Source organism: Limnohabitans sp. 15K (assembly GCF_002778285.1).
GTDB lineage: Bacteria > Pseudomonadota > Gammaproteobacteria > Burkholderiales > Burkholderiaceae_C > Limnohabitans_A.
Genome location: NZ_NESM01000001.1, coordinates 1,186,879 through 1,201,005 on the forward strand (window position 1 = coordinate 1,186,879; position 14,127 = coordinate 1,201,005).

Here is a 14,127-nt window from a genome sequence, read left to right on the forward strand (position 1 = left end):
CGTTCAAGGTCTTTACCCCCTCACGCCATGACCCTGTCTGCTGCCACACTCCGCACCCTGCCCGAGTCCGTGCACACCCCTGCGTATGACCGCACAAGCCACGCCCCCGGCGTGGTGCACTTGGGGCTGGGGGCCTTTCACCGCGCCCACCAGGCCATGGTGTTTGACCAGCTGCTGGCCGGTGGCGACACGCGCTGGGGCATCCACGGTGTGGGCATGACGCGGCCCGATTTGGTCAACCAACTCAAAGCACAAGACGGCCTGTATGCCGTGCGTGTGGCCGATGGTCAAGGTGTGAAGTGGCAAGTGCCTGGCGCTTTGTGGCGCACCAATGTGGCCGCCACCGAACGCGATGCCGTGGTGCAAGCGATTGCCACACCCAGCACGCGCTGGCTCACGCTCACCGTGACCGAAAAAGGCTACACACCCGTGCTGGGCCAGCTGCTGTTGGACGGTTTGCGTCTGCGCCAGCAAGCGGGCTTGCCCGGCATCACCATCGCATCGTGCGACAACTTGCAAGGCAATGGCCACAAGCTGCAAGCGCTGGTCAAAGCTGCCACGCCAGCGCAAGACACCGAACTGCTGCGCTGGCTGGACGCGCAATGCGCTTTTCCGTGCAGCATGGTCGACCGCATCGTGCCTGCCGCCACGCCCGAAGTGATGGCGGCCGCGCACGAGGCATTGGGCCTGCAAGACCACTGCGCGCTGAGCACAGAAGGCTTTTGGGAATGGGTGATCGAAGACCGCTTTGCCGACCCTACAGACGCCGCCCTGCTGCAAAGCGCAGGCGTGCGCGTGACAGGCGATGTACACAGCTACGAAGAAGCCAAGCTGCGCATGCTCAACGGCAGCCACTCGGCCATGGCCCTCATGGGGGCCGTGACCGGCAGGCCCTTCATTGCCAGTTGCATCGGGGTGCCGCACATCCGCACATTCGTGCACCAACTCATGAGCCGCGAAGTTGCGCCGCACCTGAGCCGCAGCGACTGGGCCGAGTACCGCGACGCACTGATTGCGCGATTTGGCAACCCGTATCTCAAGCACAGCGTGCACCAGATCGCGACCGACAGTTCACAAAAAATACCGCAACGCTGGCCACCCTCGGTGTTGGGCCAGATCGCTCAAGGCGCATCGTTTGAACACCACGCACTGGCCGCGGCCGTGTTCCTGCGCTACACCCTGGGCGTGGACGAGCAAGGCCAAGCCTACGCCCTGAATGACCCGCAAGCCGACAGCCTCATGACACTGGGTGCCACCCAACGCACCGAGCCCGAGGCTTGCGTTCGTGCCCTTCTGGCCCGCGAAGACCTGTGGGGCAGCACCCTGCCGAGCAACGCCGCATGGATTGCTCGCGTGACGCATTGGCACCAGCAAGTGCTGCAGCACGGTGTGGACGCCGCCATCCAGCAACTGCTGACCCAAGAAGCCTGAGCACGGAGGCCGCGCCATGAAAATCACCGCCGCCCGCGTCATCGTCTGCAGCCCTGGCCGCAACTTTGTGACCCTCAAGATCGAGACCGACCAAGGCGTGTACGGCGTGGGCGACGCCACGCTCAATGGCCGCGAACTGGCCGTGGTCAGCTACCTTGAAGACCACCTCATTCCCTGCCTGATCGGGCGCGACCCGCAGCAGATCGAAGACATCTGGCAGTACCTCTACAAAGGCGCTTACTGGCGGCGCGGCCCGGTGACCATGAGCGCGATTGCCGCCGTGGACACCGCGCTGTGGGACATCAAAGCCAAGATGGCGAACATGCCGCTGTACCAGCTGCTGGGCGGGCGCAGCCGCACCGGGGTCATGGTCTACGGCCACGCCAACGGCCGCGACACCGCTGAAACCGTGGACGAAGTCTTGCGCCACAAAGAAGAAGGCTACTTGGCCATCCGCGCCCAAAGCGGCGTGCCGGGCCTGAACAAGGTCTATGGCGTGAGCGGCAACCCTGGAACCAAGCGCCTGTACGAACCCGCCGACGGCAACTTGCCCAGCGAACACGACTGGAGCACCGAAAAATATTTGCGCCACACGCCTAGCCTGTTTGAAGCCGTGCGCGAAGCCGTGGGCCCCGACATCCATTTGCTGCACGACGTGCACCACCGCCTCACGCCCATCGAAGCCGGGCAACTGGGCAAGGCGCTCGAGCCCATGCGCCTGTTCTGGATGGAAGACCCGACGCCTGCCGAAAACCAGGACGCCTTCCAGTGGATACGCCACCACACCACCACACCGATCGCGGTCGGCGAAATTTTCAACAGCATCTGGGACTGCAAGACCCTGATCGAAAAACAGCTGATCGACTACATCCGCACCACCGTGGTCCACGCGGGCGGCATCACCCACCTGAGGCGCATCGCCGACCTGGCCAGCCTCTACCAAGTGCGCACCGGCTGCCACGGCGCGACCGACCTGTCACCCGTGTGCATGGGCGCGGCCCTGCACTTTGACACTTGGGTGCCCAACTTTGGCGTGCAAGAGTTCATGCCCCACAGCGAAGAAATGCTGTCGGTCTTTCCGCACGACTACCGTTTTGAGCGCGGCATGATGCACTGCGGCGAGTCACCCGGTCATGGGGTGGACATCGACGAGAAGCTGGCCGCCAAGTACCCCTACCAAAGGGCTTATTTGCCGGTGAATCGGCTGCAGCACGATGGGACACTTTGGAATTGGTAATGTGGTTATTAAACAGCAGCCCAATACAGTTTCAAGGGATTGGCCACCATGACTTGCTCCAGAGATTCAGAGCCAATCCACTCTCTCGCCTGAGCGGTCAAATTTTCAAAATCTGAAAACTGCTCATAGTTTGTGCAGGGCCAGTCGCTACCCCAGAGAACTGCGCTATCGCCAAGTTCACTCAATAACAGTGACGCCAACGTGTTTGAATTCACGCCACCCAATCGATAGGCACCACTGAACTTCACATAAACCGGTGACACTTTGTTTCGCTGACTGAGCGCCAGCAAAGTCGGGTCGGTCGCGCAAGCCTCTAGTGGCTTGGCCATGTGGTCTACCACCACGGGCGTAGCAGAAGGCAACTGCGTCAGCACATGCGGCAGCTGCCCCTGATCGGTGTGGACTTCGAGATGCCAATTCAATTCATGAATGGCCTGCCAAATGTTTTCAGCCTGAGTCCATTCTGGAATTTCATGCGATACCCCTGACAGATTTAAACGTATGCCTCTGACGCCCGCTTGATGCAGGCTTCTTAAATCGTCGAGACTTGCTGCAGGGCTCACAACCGCAATCCCTCGCAACATGTCGGGATAGGCCTCCAGCGCAGCGACCATCCAACTGTTGTCAGTGCCCAGAAAACTCGGTTGCACCCAAACACCACGAGCCACCCCAACACCTTGCGCTTGCGCAATCCAGTCGGCCAAGCGTGCGCTGTACTGAGGTGCATACCGTGCGCCCTCGATCGCTACCCCTGCGTTGAAGACATGGAAATGGGTGTCAATCCATTTTTTTGACATCGTTTGACTCATGGACTATATTCTAGTCCTCTAGATGTCTAGAATCAAATCATGTCCACTCTTCTCAACCGCCCACTACCAGGCCAAAGCCGTTACGGCTCACTGGCACTGGCTTTGCGCCATCGGATATTGCAAGGTGAATGGGTCCCGGGCGAAGTAATTCCCGCAGAGTCAGTGTTGGCACACAGCTACGGCGTGGCACTGGGGACAATACGGCAAGCCCTGTCTTTGTTGGTCGAAGATGGGGTTCTGCAACGCCGGCATGGCAAAGGCACTTTTGTCACCAAAGGTGTCGGTGGCGCATCCATGATGCGATTTTTTAGATTTCGCGGCGCAGATGGTAGCGCCAGCACCACGCCACACTCGCATATTCTGTCAAATCGTTTGCGCACTGCCACCGTGCAAGAGGCGCAAGCTTTTGGCCTGTCACAGGGTGCTCAAGTCCTTCACATCGAACGCCTTCGCAGCTTGGCGTCTGAACCCTGTTTGCTTGAAACCATCGTTTTACCCTTGCCACTTTTTAGTTCTTTGGCCGAATCCGATACTGATGCGTGGGACGACTTGCTCTATCCCATGTACCAGGAGCGTTGTGGCGTTGTCATCCAGAAAGCACAAGACAGCCTGAGCTTTGCAAAGCTCAGTGCCAGCCAAGCCAAACGTCTGAGACTTGCCGCTTCCCACCCCTGCGTTCTGGTTGAACGACAGGCTTATGACATGGCTGGCAGTTGCGTCGAAATTCGCACTACTCGGGGCGACGCCTTTTCTTTCAAATACACCGCTCAGGTGCAATAACAACTCTCAGGAGATATTTCATGATTGGCCCTTTTTATCAAAAAACATTCAACTGCATCGCGCTGACCACATTGATTCTTGGCGGAACAGCACCTGCCGTAGCGCAAACCGGCTATCCCACCAAACCGATCACGTTGGTCGTCACTTACCCGCCGGGTGGTGGTGCAGACGCCATGGCCAGGCTGATTGTCCCCAAAATGGGCGAAGCACTGGGGCAAAGTATCGTTGTCGACAACAAGCCTGGCGCTGGGGGCCAAATTGGCGCCGCAGCAGTCGCCAAAGCGGCCCCAGATGGCTACACCTTGATGCTGGATGCCTCCTCGTTTTCAGTTAACCCTTCCCTTTACCCCAAGCTGCCGTATGACAGTTTGAAGGCCTTCCAACCCGTGGGTGTGGTGGCGTTGTTTCCCAATGTGGTTTTGGTCAATGCCAACTTCCCGGCCAAGAACATTGCCGAGCTGACTGCCGCTGCCCGTAAAAGCAAGGATGCAGTGTCTTACGCCTCTTCTGGAAATGGCTCGGCCCAGCACTTGGCAGGTGCACTCTTTGAATCGGCTGCAAAAGTAGACATGATCCACGTCCCTTACAAGGGTGGCGGTCCCGCTCTGAACGATGTGATCGGCGGACAAGTACCCCTTTTCTTTGGCAACCTGGCCTCAACGTTGCAACATGTTCAGTCTGGCAAACTCAGGGCGCTGGCTGTGACCTCAGGCAAACGATCTGCCATCTTGCCCGACGTGCCCACATTGAGTGAAACAGGCCTTGCAGGCACTGAAATATACGAATGGAACGCTGTATTTGCGCCGGCCAACACACCTGAAGCCGTAGTGAAAAAATTGGCGGCTGCATTTCAGCAAGCTTTGGACTCACCCGAAGTCAAAACCCGTGTGGCGCAACTGGGCGGAGAGCTCCAAAAAAGTTCACCCGACCAAGCCCGGAAATTCATCGAACAGCAAATCAATTTGTGGGGGCGCGTGATCAAAGAGCGCCAAATCACCACCGAGTGATTTCAGCAATTACTCCCATCGGATTTTCATGGGTACGATGAAGATCCTTTGGCACTCTCCTCAGCAAGATGCCTTAAAGCATCCGCGCCAGCGCCGCCTGCAAATGCTCCGAAGGCAAACGCTTGAAACCCGAGCGGGCAAAACGCTGTAAGCGCCCTTGCATGAAGGCCACCAACAGCGAGGCCTGCACCTGGGTGTCCACGGTGGGCGTGGCAGATGCGGCGTTCGCATCACGCAGGGATTGGCGCAGCTGCGCTTCAATCTTGTCAAACAACAAGTTGATGCGCTCTTGCAAGCGTTCGTGCTCCAGCACCAAGGCATCGCCAATCATCACGCGGCTCATGCCTGGGTTTTTCTCGGCAAACTGCAGCAGCAAGGCCACGATGCGGCTGGCCTGCACGGGGCCAGCGGGCTCACGGTCCGTCACCTGACGGATCAGGCTAATCACCGATTGGTCGACAAAGTCGATCAGGCCTTCGAACATCTGCGCCTTGCTGGCAAAGTGCCGGTACAAGGCTGCTTCGCTCACGCCGATCTTGGCGGCCAAACTGGCCGTGGTGACACGCTCTGCACCGGGCTGCTCCAGCATGGCGGCCAAGGTTTGCAAAATCTGCAAGCGCCGCTCGCCCGGACGTGGGCGCTTGCGTGCAGGCGCGGCATCTTCGTCTGAAAACCGCTCGCTTTGTGGTTCTTGGTCGGCCATGTCTCCCCCCTCTTTTTAATGCTGGTGCGCAGTCCTGCGTTCGCCTTCAGCGGCTGCGGATCATGGTGCCAAAGGCCTGCTCGGACAGCACCTCGAGCAACATGGCGTGCGGCACGCGGCCATCAATGATGTGCACCGCGTTGACGCCGCTCTTGGCCGCATCCAGCGCACCCGCGATTTTGGGGATCATGCCGCCGCTGATCGTGCCGTCGGCACACAACTCGTCAATGCGGCTGGGCGTCAACTCGGTCAACAGTTGGCCTTCTTTGTCCAGCACGCCACGGATGTTGGTGAGCATGAGCAATTTTTCGGCTTGCAGCACGGTGGCCAGTTTGGCGGCCACCACGTCGGCGTTGATGTTGTAGCTTTCGTTGTTGACACCAAAACCAATGGGGCTGACCACGGGAATGAAGGCGTCGTCTTGCAAACAAGTCAGGATCGATGGATCGATGCTTTCGATCTCACCCACTTGGCCGACATCGTATTCTTTGTTCGGATCCTGGCTGTCCACCAAGCGCAGCTTTTTGGCGCGGATCAGGCCGCCATCACGCCCCGTCAGGCCCACGGCTTTGCCGCCTGCGCGGTTGATCATGCCCACGATGTCTTGCTGGACTTCGCCGCCCAACACCCACTCGACCACTTCCATGGTCTCGGCATCGGTCACGCGCATGCCCTGAATGAATTCGCCGGTTTTGCCCAAACGCTTCAGGGCCGTTTCGATCTGCGGGCCGCCACCGTGCACCACCACCGGGTTCATGCCCACCAGCTTGAGCAGCACCACATCTTCGGCAAAGGCTTGCTGCAAGGCGGGGTCGGTCATGGCGTTGCCGCCGTACTTGATGACCAGCGTCTTGCCATGGTACTTGCGGATGTAGGGCATGGCCTGCGCCAAAATTTGGGCTTGGTCATGCGGTGCAACGGTAGGGGCAGCAGTGTTGTCGGTCATGGTGCGTGGCAAAGGTTGAGAAGTTTCAAAAGTCGGAGGGATTGTGCAGCACAGGCCTGCGGCAGCTCAGAGAATCTCGCTCAGCATGCGGTTGACGCCTTGCTGCCAAGGGGGCAGCACCAGCCCAAAAGCGTGTTGCAGCTTGAGGGTGCTCAAGCGTGAGTTCAAGGGCCGCTGTGCGGGTGTTGGGAAAGCACTGGTGGGCACGGGGGCGATGTCGCTCACCTTCAAGGCCTGCGCGGGCTGCAGGGCACGCGCCTGTGCAATCACATGGCTGGCATATCCGTGCCAACTGGTTTCACCCGAAGCCACCAAATGGTAGATGCCTGACAAAGCCGGAGCCGAGTTGGCCATGGCTTGGCGGATGGCGTGGGCCGTGACATCGGCGATCAGGTCTGCACCGGTGGGTGCGCCATGTTGGTCATCGATCACGGTGAGGCGTTCGCGTTCACCCGCCAGGCGCAGCATTGTCTTGGCAAAGTTGCCGCCCCGCGCCGCATACACCCAGCTCGTGCGAAAAATCAGGTGGTGGCAGCCGCTGGCGGCAATGGCTTGTTCGCCTTCAAGTTTGGTCTGCCCGTACACACTCAGCGGCCCGGTGGCGTCGCCCTCTTGCCAAGGCAACACGCCCTGGCCGTTGAAGACATAGTCGGTCGAGTAATGCACCAACCAAGCACCGATTTCGGCAGCAGCCTGCGCCAGCGCAGCGGGCGCGGTGGTGTTCAGGCAGCGGGCCAAGTCGGGCTCGGACTCGGCTTTGTCCACGGCCGTGTGCGCGGCGGCGTTGACGATGACATCGGGTCGGTAATCCCGCACGGTTTGCGCCAGGCGCTCGGGCTGGCTCAGGTCTCCGCAATGCAGGGTGCTGTGCCGGTCCAGCGCGAGCAACTCGCCCAAAGGGGACAGGCTGCGCTGCAGTTCCCAGCCCACTTGGCCATTTTTTCCCAGCAGCAGAATCTTCATGCTTGGCGCTCTGCGTAGTTCTTGCTGACCCAGTCGCGGTAAGCGCCGCTTTGCACATGCGCCACCCAATCGGGATGGGCCAAGTACCACTCGACGGTTTTGCGGATGCCGGTGTCAAAAGTCTCCGCCGGCTTCCAGCCCAATTCAGCTTCGAGCTTGCGGGCATCGATGGCGTAACGGCGGTCGTGGCCGGGGCGATCGGTGACGTAGGTGATCTGGCTGGCGTAGCTTGTGCCGTCGCCTTTGGGGCGCATTTCATCCAGCAACTGGCAGATGGTTTGCACGATTTCGATGTTGGGCTTTTCGTTCCAGCCGCCCACGTTGTACACCTCGCCCAAGCGCCCGGCTTCGAGCACGCGGCGGATGGCACTGCAGTGGTCTTTGACATAGAGCCAGTCGCGGATTTGCATGCCGTCGCCGTACACAGGCAAGGGCTTGCCCGCCAATGCGTTGACGATCATCAACGGGATGAGTTTTTCGGGGAAATGGTAGGGGCCGTAGTTGTTGCTGCAGTTGGTGGTGAGCACCGGCAGGCCGTAGGTGTGGTGCCAAGCGCGCACCAAATGGTCGCTGGCCGCCTTGCTCGCGCTGTAGGGGCTGTTGGGTTCGTAGCGGTGGGTTTCGCTAAAGGCAGGATCGCCTTTGGCCAAAGAGCCATACACCTCGTCGGTAGAGACATGCAAAAAGCGGAACGCCGTTTTGTCAGCCTCGAGCAAATCGGTCCAATAACCGCGCACCGATTCGAGCAAGTGGAAGGTGCCGACGATGTTGGTCTCGATGAAGTCACCCGGGCCATGGATAGAACGGTCGACATGGCTTTCGGCGGCGAAGTTGACCACCGCACGGGGCTTGTGCTCGGCCAGCAGGCGGCTGACCAGGGCGGCATCGCCAATGTCGCCTTGCACCAACTGATGGCGCGCATCGCCTTGCAGACTGGCCAGGGTTTCGGGGTTGCCTGCGTAGGTGAGTTTGTCGAGGTTGATGACGTTCTCGCCGCTGGCAGCCAACCAGTCGAGCACGAAATTGGCACCGATGAATCCGGCACCGCCGGTCACAAGAAGGGTCATAAGAAGGGTTTGAAATGGGGGCTGCGGGTCGCAGCACCACTGTTGAAGGATTTTAGAAGCATTGCACGCGCTTGCAGGTTAAAGTGGCATCTTGTTCAGGAAGTTCAACATGGCCACCAAAGACAACTCGAAACGCAGCAAAGCGGGCTCACAGTCCCATTCGGACCAGCCCACACCCCCAGCACAGCATGTGTGGTTGGCTGGATTGGGGGCCATGGCCAAAGCCCAAGAGCAAGGCAGCAAAGCCATTGAGGCCTTGGTGAACGACGGTTTGGCGTTTCAGCGCAAAAGCCAAGCCGAAGCGCAGCAACGCCTGCACGAAGCGACAGAACGCCTGAGCCACATGGCCACCGGATTTGGCGAGCAGGCCACAGGCCGCGTGGACAAGCTGGAGCATTTGTTTGAAGACCGTGTGGCCAAGGCTTTGCATCGCCTGGGCATGCCCACGCTGCTGGACATTCAGATGCTGACCGAACGTGTGGCACAACTGGAGTCGCAACTGGCGGCCGCCTTGAAAGCGCCATCGGCACGGGACGCCAAAGCCCCTGCGAAAACCGTGTCGAAATCTGTGGTTAAAACGGTGGCTAAAACAGCGACCCCATCTGCAGGCAAAACACCCGCCAAGAAAACCCGGTCAAAGCCAGCCTGAACGACTGACACGGCGCACCGACATGGCCAAAAAAGCCCCCCGCCGCACCGCCGAGCGCATTGCCGAGGTCACGCTGGCCTTGTTCAACCGATTTGGCGAGCCCAATGTCTCAACGACCTTGATCTCGGCCGAACTGAACATCAGCCCGGGCAATCTTTATTACCACTTCGCGTCCAAAGACGCCTTGGTCAACCGGTTGTTTGACCAATACGAAGTGGCCATGCTGGCCCTACTGGATGCCGCACCCGATGTGCACGACATCGAGGACGCTTGGTTCTTTTTGCATTCGCTGTTTGAGCAGGTGTGGAACCACCGGTTTTTGTACCGCGACCTGAACAACCTGCTCTCTGGCAACCGCCATTTGGAGACGCATTTCCATGCCGTCTTGGAGCGTCAAACGCGGGCCTTCAGGCAACTGCTTGAATCCTTGGCTTCAGAGGGTTTGATGGCGATCGACCCGGACAGCATCGAAACGTTGTCGGCCAGCATGTCGGTGATGGTGACGTATTGGCTCAGCTATGAATATGTGCGCAACCCACGGCAAGCGCTCGAACCGGCCAGCGCGGGGCTGGCCCTGACACGCGGTGCGCAGCATGTGCTGGCCCTGTTAACGCCCTACATGGCCAACCAGGACTTGCAGGCACATTTGCAAGCCTTGAGTTCGGCCTACAACGCCAACGAGCCGCGTTAAAACCGCCGAAAAAAGCCTGCGCTTGAGGCTGAGGTCAGGGCGCTTCGCTGAAACGCAGCGCTGCCAACGCCAGCAAACCGTCAAAAATCAGGTTGTCCACCAGCTCAAATTGAAGCGACATGCTGGGCGCCATTTTCCAACCTGCGCCACCGGTCATGATGCACGCGGGCTCTTGCCCGGTGTGCTCGCGCAGGTGTTGCACCATGCGTTCGCAAGCCCCGGCAATGGCATAGGTGCCGCCACTGGTGAGGGCATCGCTGGTGTTGGTGGGGAATGGGGTCACCTCACCTGTGGGCACATGCAAACCTGCCGTACCGGATTCAAGCGCTCTGAGCATGATGCCGTGGCCGGGCAAAATCAGCCCCCCTAAGAACCGCCCTTCGGCATCGATCGCCTCGACGGTCACGGCCGTTCCCACCATGACGACCACCAGTGGTCGCGATGGGCCTGCGGCCAATATGCGGTGACGTGCGCCGATCATGGCCACCCAACGGTCAGAGCCCAAGCGCGAAGGGTGGTCGTAGCCATTGGTCAGCCCAGCCTCTTGCGCGCTGGGCACCACCCAATGCGGGGTGACATCCCAGATGTCCATTTGCTCTTGCACACGGCGCTTGATGGCATCGCCTGCCACCACACACCCCAGCATGTGCTGGGGTTTAGGCAGCTCGGCCCATGCGCCATCGGACAAGCGGTCGATGTTTTCCAAGAATTCGGCGCCTTGCGCCAGTAACTGCCCATGGGGGCTGGGTTGGTCGTACAGCGCCCATTTGAGGCGCGTATTGCCCACATCGATGGCTAAAAATGTCATGCGGCGATGATAATGAGTTTCTACTCCGACGGACGCCCTCTGACGTACTTCCGACCGAACAAATTCAAATGCGCGGCCGAATCACGGGCATCACCGATTCATAGGCCCTGGCGGCACGCAACACCAGCGCATCCCCAAACATCGGACCCACGATCTGCAAGCCCATGGGAAGACCGCTCTGGGTCAAGCCACAAGGCACGGTGATGGCGGGTTGTTGGGTCAGGTTGAAGGGGTAGCTGAATGGCGTCCAACCCAACATGGACACCGGGTCCATGGGCACGGTACCCGCTGCACGCGCCTCAAAGGCCGGAATAGACACCGCAGGCGTGACCAGCAGGTCAAAGCGCTGCATGAACTGGCGCATGTGTGAACCCAAAACGCCTCGGCGCTGGTTCATCTGTTGTATCTGCAAGGCGCTCAATTGCGCACCCAGCTCCGCCTCGGCTTTGAAGTCGGGGTCGGCCACGGCCTGCTGCTCTGCGTTCAAGCCCTTCCACACGGTGTAAGCACCCAAGAACCAAAGGCCTGTGGTGATGTCGAGCGGGTCTTCGAAGCCGGGGTCAAGCTGCTCCACATGCGCGCCCAGGGCTTGGAGTTGTTGCACGGCTGCATAGACTGCGGCCGAAATTTCGGGGTGCACGTTTTGCGCATAGCCCAAGGTGGGCGAATAAGCGATCCGCAGACCACGGATGCCGTCTTCCAGACCCACGGTGTAGTCGCTCGCATCTGGGGGCAGCGATGTCCAGTCGCGGGCATCGGGTTGCTTGAGCACGTTGGTCATCAAAGCGGCATCCCGCACGCTCATGGTGTGCGGGCCCAAGTGCGCCACCGAGCCAAAGGGTGACAAGGGGTAGGCGGGCACCCGGCCAAAGCTGGGTTTCAGGCCCACGTTGCCGCAAAAGGCCGCCGGAATGCGCACGCTGCCCGCGCCATCGGTGCCCACGCCAATGGGCCCAAGACCTGCCGCAACAGCTGCGGCCGTGCCGCCCGATGAACCGCCAGGCGTGTGGTTCAAATTCCAGGGGTTGCGCGTGATGCCGGTGGCGGGCGAATTGGTCTCACCCTTGCACCCAAACTCAGGGGTAGTGGTTTTGCCCAGCAAGACCGCTCCAGCTTCGCGCAAGCGGGCGGTGGCCGGGGCGTCAACATCCCAAGCTTGGTTCGGGTCAATCGTGCGGCTACCGCGCAAGGTGGGCCAGCCTTGGGTCAGGATCAAATCTTTGATGGACGTGGGCACGCCGTCCAAAGCACCCACGGGCGCGCCTTGCTGGCGGTGCGCCTGCCAACGGGCTTCGCTGGCACGGGCGCTGTCCAAAGCGGCCTTTTCGTCCACCAGACAGAAGGCATTGATTTGCGGGTTGACGCGCTCGATGCGCTTCAAAACCGCCTGGGTGACTTCAACCGGCGAAGTCTGGCCGCTGCGGTAAAGCGCCAACAGTTCGTGGGCGGGGACTTGGGTCAGGTCTTGCGGTGTCGCGCTCATGAGGTGCTCCTCTAAAGAATTACAAATGCCCGAGCAGGCCTGGACGTCAGGGTCGGGTGCGGGTGTTCGGACTGAGTTTTTTCCAGGGCAGATCGCCCGGATCGGCTGCCATCGGTCCTGCCGCTTTGGCCACCAAAACGCGGCTGGCGATCGGCGTGAAATCGGCCCTGAAATGGTTGGAGCTTTTGACCACCAGCAGCTTCATCTGTTCGGGCTGGATGCCCACGGCGCGAAACAGCTCGCGGTCAAGCATTTGCATCTTGCCGCTGGCCACGGCGATCAAGACGCCTTCAAATTCAAGGCAGGCGCAGGGTCCGATGTGGGCTTTCATGCCGGTCATCATCGGACCTTTGAGTTCGCAATAATCCGGCCCCAAAGCCCGCACCGTGAAGCGCCCCTGCAAGGGCGGGTCGCTCACCTCGCCGCTGAAGGTGGGCACAGCCTTGCCCAAAGCCAGTTGCAAGCTGGCCCCCACGCCTGCGGCATGGGCCATGCGGGCAGCCTCAGGGTCGTACAACAAACCCAGCGCCACCTGGCCAGGCCAGCGCTGGCCCGCGCCTTGTTGCAGCAAGGCATGCAGCATGCCGGTGGTGTTGCTGTCACCGCCTGCGCCCGGGTTGTCTTGTGTGTCGGCCATGACCACGGGCGCAGAAGTCACCTCGGCCGCGGCCAAGGCTTGGGTGACCGCCTCGCGGGCAGGCAGCACATCAGGGCGCCACTGGCCAGGCTCGGCCACACGCTCAAACAAGCGCTGCACCGCAGCTTCGGCCTGCGGGCCGTGGCCCCAGACCACAGGGCCGCACTCGGCAAAATCAGACGCCGGAAAACCCATGCAAAAACTGAGCATGCAACCGGTTTGTGTTTCCAGCGCGATCATCTCGTCGTAGAGGTCTTTGGCCGGCGCCATCCAGGTGCTTTGCGCATTGAGCGGAATCAAGAACGGCAGGCGTCGCGCCTGCATGGGGCGCTTGCCGCCTGCACGAAAATGCTCGCGCAGCAGCATGGCGGCCCGCTCGCCAGTCTCGGCCATGTCAATGTGCGGGTAGGTGCGGTAAGCCACCAGGCCATCGGACATCTGCAACATGCGCTCGGTCACGTTGGCGTGCAGGTCCAGGCTGGCCACGATGGGCAACTTGGGGCCCACCACGGCGCGGATGCGCGCGATCAACTCACCTTCGCTGTCGTCGGCGTTTTCGGCCACAGCCGCGCCATGCAAATCGAGGTAGACGCCGTCCAGGCCCTGCACCAAGGCCGCGCGAACGTCTTCAAGAATGGCCGAACAAATGCGCTCGAACGCATCTTTCGTCACATAAGAAGACGGCGTGGCACCGGCCCAAGCCGAAGGCACCAGCTGCCATCCCTCACGGCGGGCCGCATCGATGAAACCACCGGCCGGGATGTTCACGCCCGTCATTTGGTCCAGCAATGCTTGCCCACGCACAAAGGCTGGAAAGGCCTCGCCGCTTTGAAAAGCGGTCCAATCGGCCAAGCTGGGGGCAAAGGTGTTGGTCTCGTGCTGGTAACCAGCGATCAGGATACGGGTCATGGGGACG

14 protein-coding genes are annotated in these 14,127 nt (G+C 60.4%); 6 read left to right on the forward strand and 8 right to left on the reverse strand.

Annotated elements, in window-relative coordinates; translation table 11 throughout:
* The first annotated feature begins 27 nt into the window (after positions 1-27).
* Together B9Z40_RS05640 and manD are read left to right on the forward strand one after the other, a co-directional pair.
* Positions 28-1,431: a mannitol dehydrogenase family protein gene (locus B9Z40_RS05640; protein WP_100172270.1), complete on the forward strand. Its 1,404-nt coding sequence runs from the start codon at positions 28-30 to the stop codon at positions 1,429-1,431.
* Between the two features lie 16 nt (positions 1,432-1,447).
* Positions 1,448-2,668, forward strand: a complete 1,221-nt coding sequence (gene manD / locus B9Z40_RS05645) for a D-mannonate dehydratase ManD (protein ID WP_100172271.1) — start codon at positions 1,448-1,450, stop codon at positions 2,666-2,668.
* A gap of 8 nt (positions 2,669-2,676) precedes the next feature.
* Here the strand turns inward: manD and B9Z40_RS05650 are convergent, their stop codons facing one another.
* Complete coding sequence (locus tag B9Z40_RS05650) at positions 2,677-3,477, reverse strand: amidohydrolase (RefSeq protein ID WP_100172272.1); 801 nt, start codon at positions 3,475-3,477, stop codon at positions 2,677-2,679.
* Between the two features lie 39 nt (positions 3,478-3,516).
* Here B9Z40_RS05650 and B9Z40_RS05655 point away from each other — a divergent pair, with 39 nt between their 5' ends.
* Both B9Z40_RS05655 and B9Z40_RS05660 read left to right on the forward strand, forming a co-directional pair.
* Entirely contained in the window at positions 3,517-4,257 is a 741-nt protein-coding gene (locus tag B9Z40_RS05655) for a GntR family transcriptional regulator (protein WP_100172273.1), read from the forward strand.
* Between the two features lie 20 nt (positions 4,258-4,277).
* Positions 4,278-5,264 carry a tripartite tricarboxylate transporter substrate binding protein gene (locus B9Z40_RS05660; protein ID WP_233204798.1) on the forward strand — a complete coding sequence of 329 codons (987 nt, stop codon included), beginning with the start codon at positions 4,278-4,280 and terminating at the stop codon, positions 5,262-5,264.
* A gap of 73 nt (positions 5,265-5,337) precedes the next feature.
* Here B9Z40_RS05660 and slmA read toward each other — a convergent pair whose 3' ends face one another.
* From slmA to rfbB, 4 genes are all read right to left on the reverse strand, one after another.
* Positions 5,338-5,967: a nucleoid occlusion factor SlmA gene (gene slmA, locus B9Z40_RS05665; protein ID WP_100172274.1), complete on the reverse strand. Its 630-nt coding sequence runs from the start codon at positions 5,965-5,967 to the stop codon at positions 5,338-5,340.
* Between the two features lie 46 nt (positions 5,968-6,013).
* Positions 6,014-6,913, reverse strand: a complete 900-nt coding sequence (gene argB, locus B9Z40_RS05670) for an acetylglutamate kinase (protein WP_100172275.1) — start codon at positions 6,911-6,913, stop codon at positions 6,014-6,016.
* A 66-nt stretch (positions 6,914-6,979) separates the two neighbouring features.
* Positions 6,980-7,876 carry a dTDP-4-dehydrorhamnose reductase gene (gene rfbD, locus B9Z40_RS05675; protein WP_100172276.1) on the reverse strand — a complete coding sequence of 299 codons (897 nt, stop codon included), beginning with the start codon at positions 7,874-7,876 and terminating at the stop codon, positions 6,980-6,982.
* Positions 7,873-8,943, reverse strand: coding sequence for a dTDP-glucose 4,6-dehydratase (gene rfbB, locus B9Z40_RS05680; RefSeq protein ID WP_100172277.1), 1,071 nt, complete (start codon positions 8,941-8,943; stop codon positions 7,873-7,875). Before rfbB ends, rfbD begins: the two co-directional genes overlap by 4 nt.
* Before the next feature lie 109 nt (positions 8,944-9,052).
* Between rfbB and B9Z40_RS05685 the strand changes: the two genes are divergently transcribed.
* Together B9Z40_RS05685 and B9Z40_RS05690 are read left to right on the forward strand one after the other, a co-directional pair.
* On the forward strand, positions 9,053-9,592 hold the full coding sequence (locus B9Z40_RS05685) for a phasin family protein (protein ID WP_100172278.1): 540 nt from the start codon (positions 9,053-9,055) through the stop codon (positions 9,590-9,592).
* Positions 9,593-9,614: 22 nt separating this feature from the next.
* A complete protein-coding gene (locus B9Z40_RS05690; protein ID WP_100172279.1) occupies positions 9,615-10,283 on the forward strand; it encodes a TetR/AcrR family transcriptional regulator in 669 nt (222 codons plus the stop codon).
* A gap of 34 nt (positions 10,284-10,317) precedes the next feature.
* Here B9Z40_RS05690 and B9Z40_RS05695 read toward each other — a convergent pair whose 3' ends face one another.
* The 3 genes from B9Z40_RS05695 to B9Z40_RS05705 form a co-directional block, all read right to left on the reverse strand.
* Positions 10,318-11,091 carry a type III pantothenate kinase gene (locus B9Z40_RS05695; RefSeq protein WP_100172280.1) on the reverse strand — a complete coding sequence of 258 codons (774 nt, stop codon included), beginning with the start codon at positions 11,089-11,091 and terminating at the stop codon, positions 10,318-10,320.
* Between the two features lie 64 nt (positions 11,092-11,155).
* Positions 11,156-12,574: an amidase gene (locus B9Z40_RS05700; protein WP_100172281.1), complete on the reverse strand. Its 1,419-nt coding sequence runs from the start codon at positions 12,572-12,574 to the stop codon at positions 11,156-11,158.
* Positions 12,575-12,620: 46 nt separating this feature from the next.
* Positions 12,621-14,120 carry a M81 family metallopeptidase gene (locus B9Z40_RS05705; protein WP_100172282.1) on the reverse strand — a complete coding sequence of 500 codons (1,500 nt, stop codon included), beginning with the start codon at positions 14,118-14,120 and terminating at the stop codon, positions 12,621-12,623.
* Positions 14,121-14,127 lie beyond the last annotated feature (7 nt).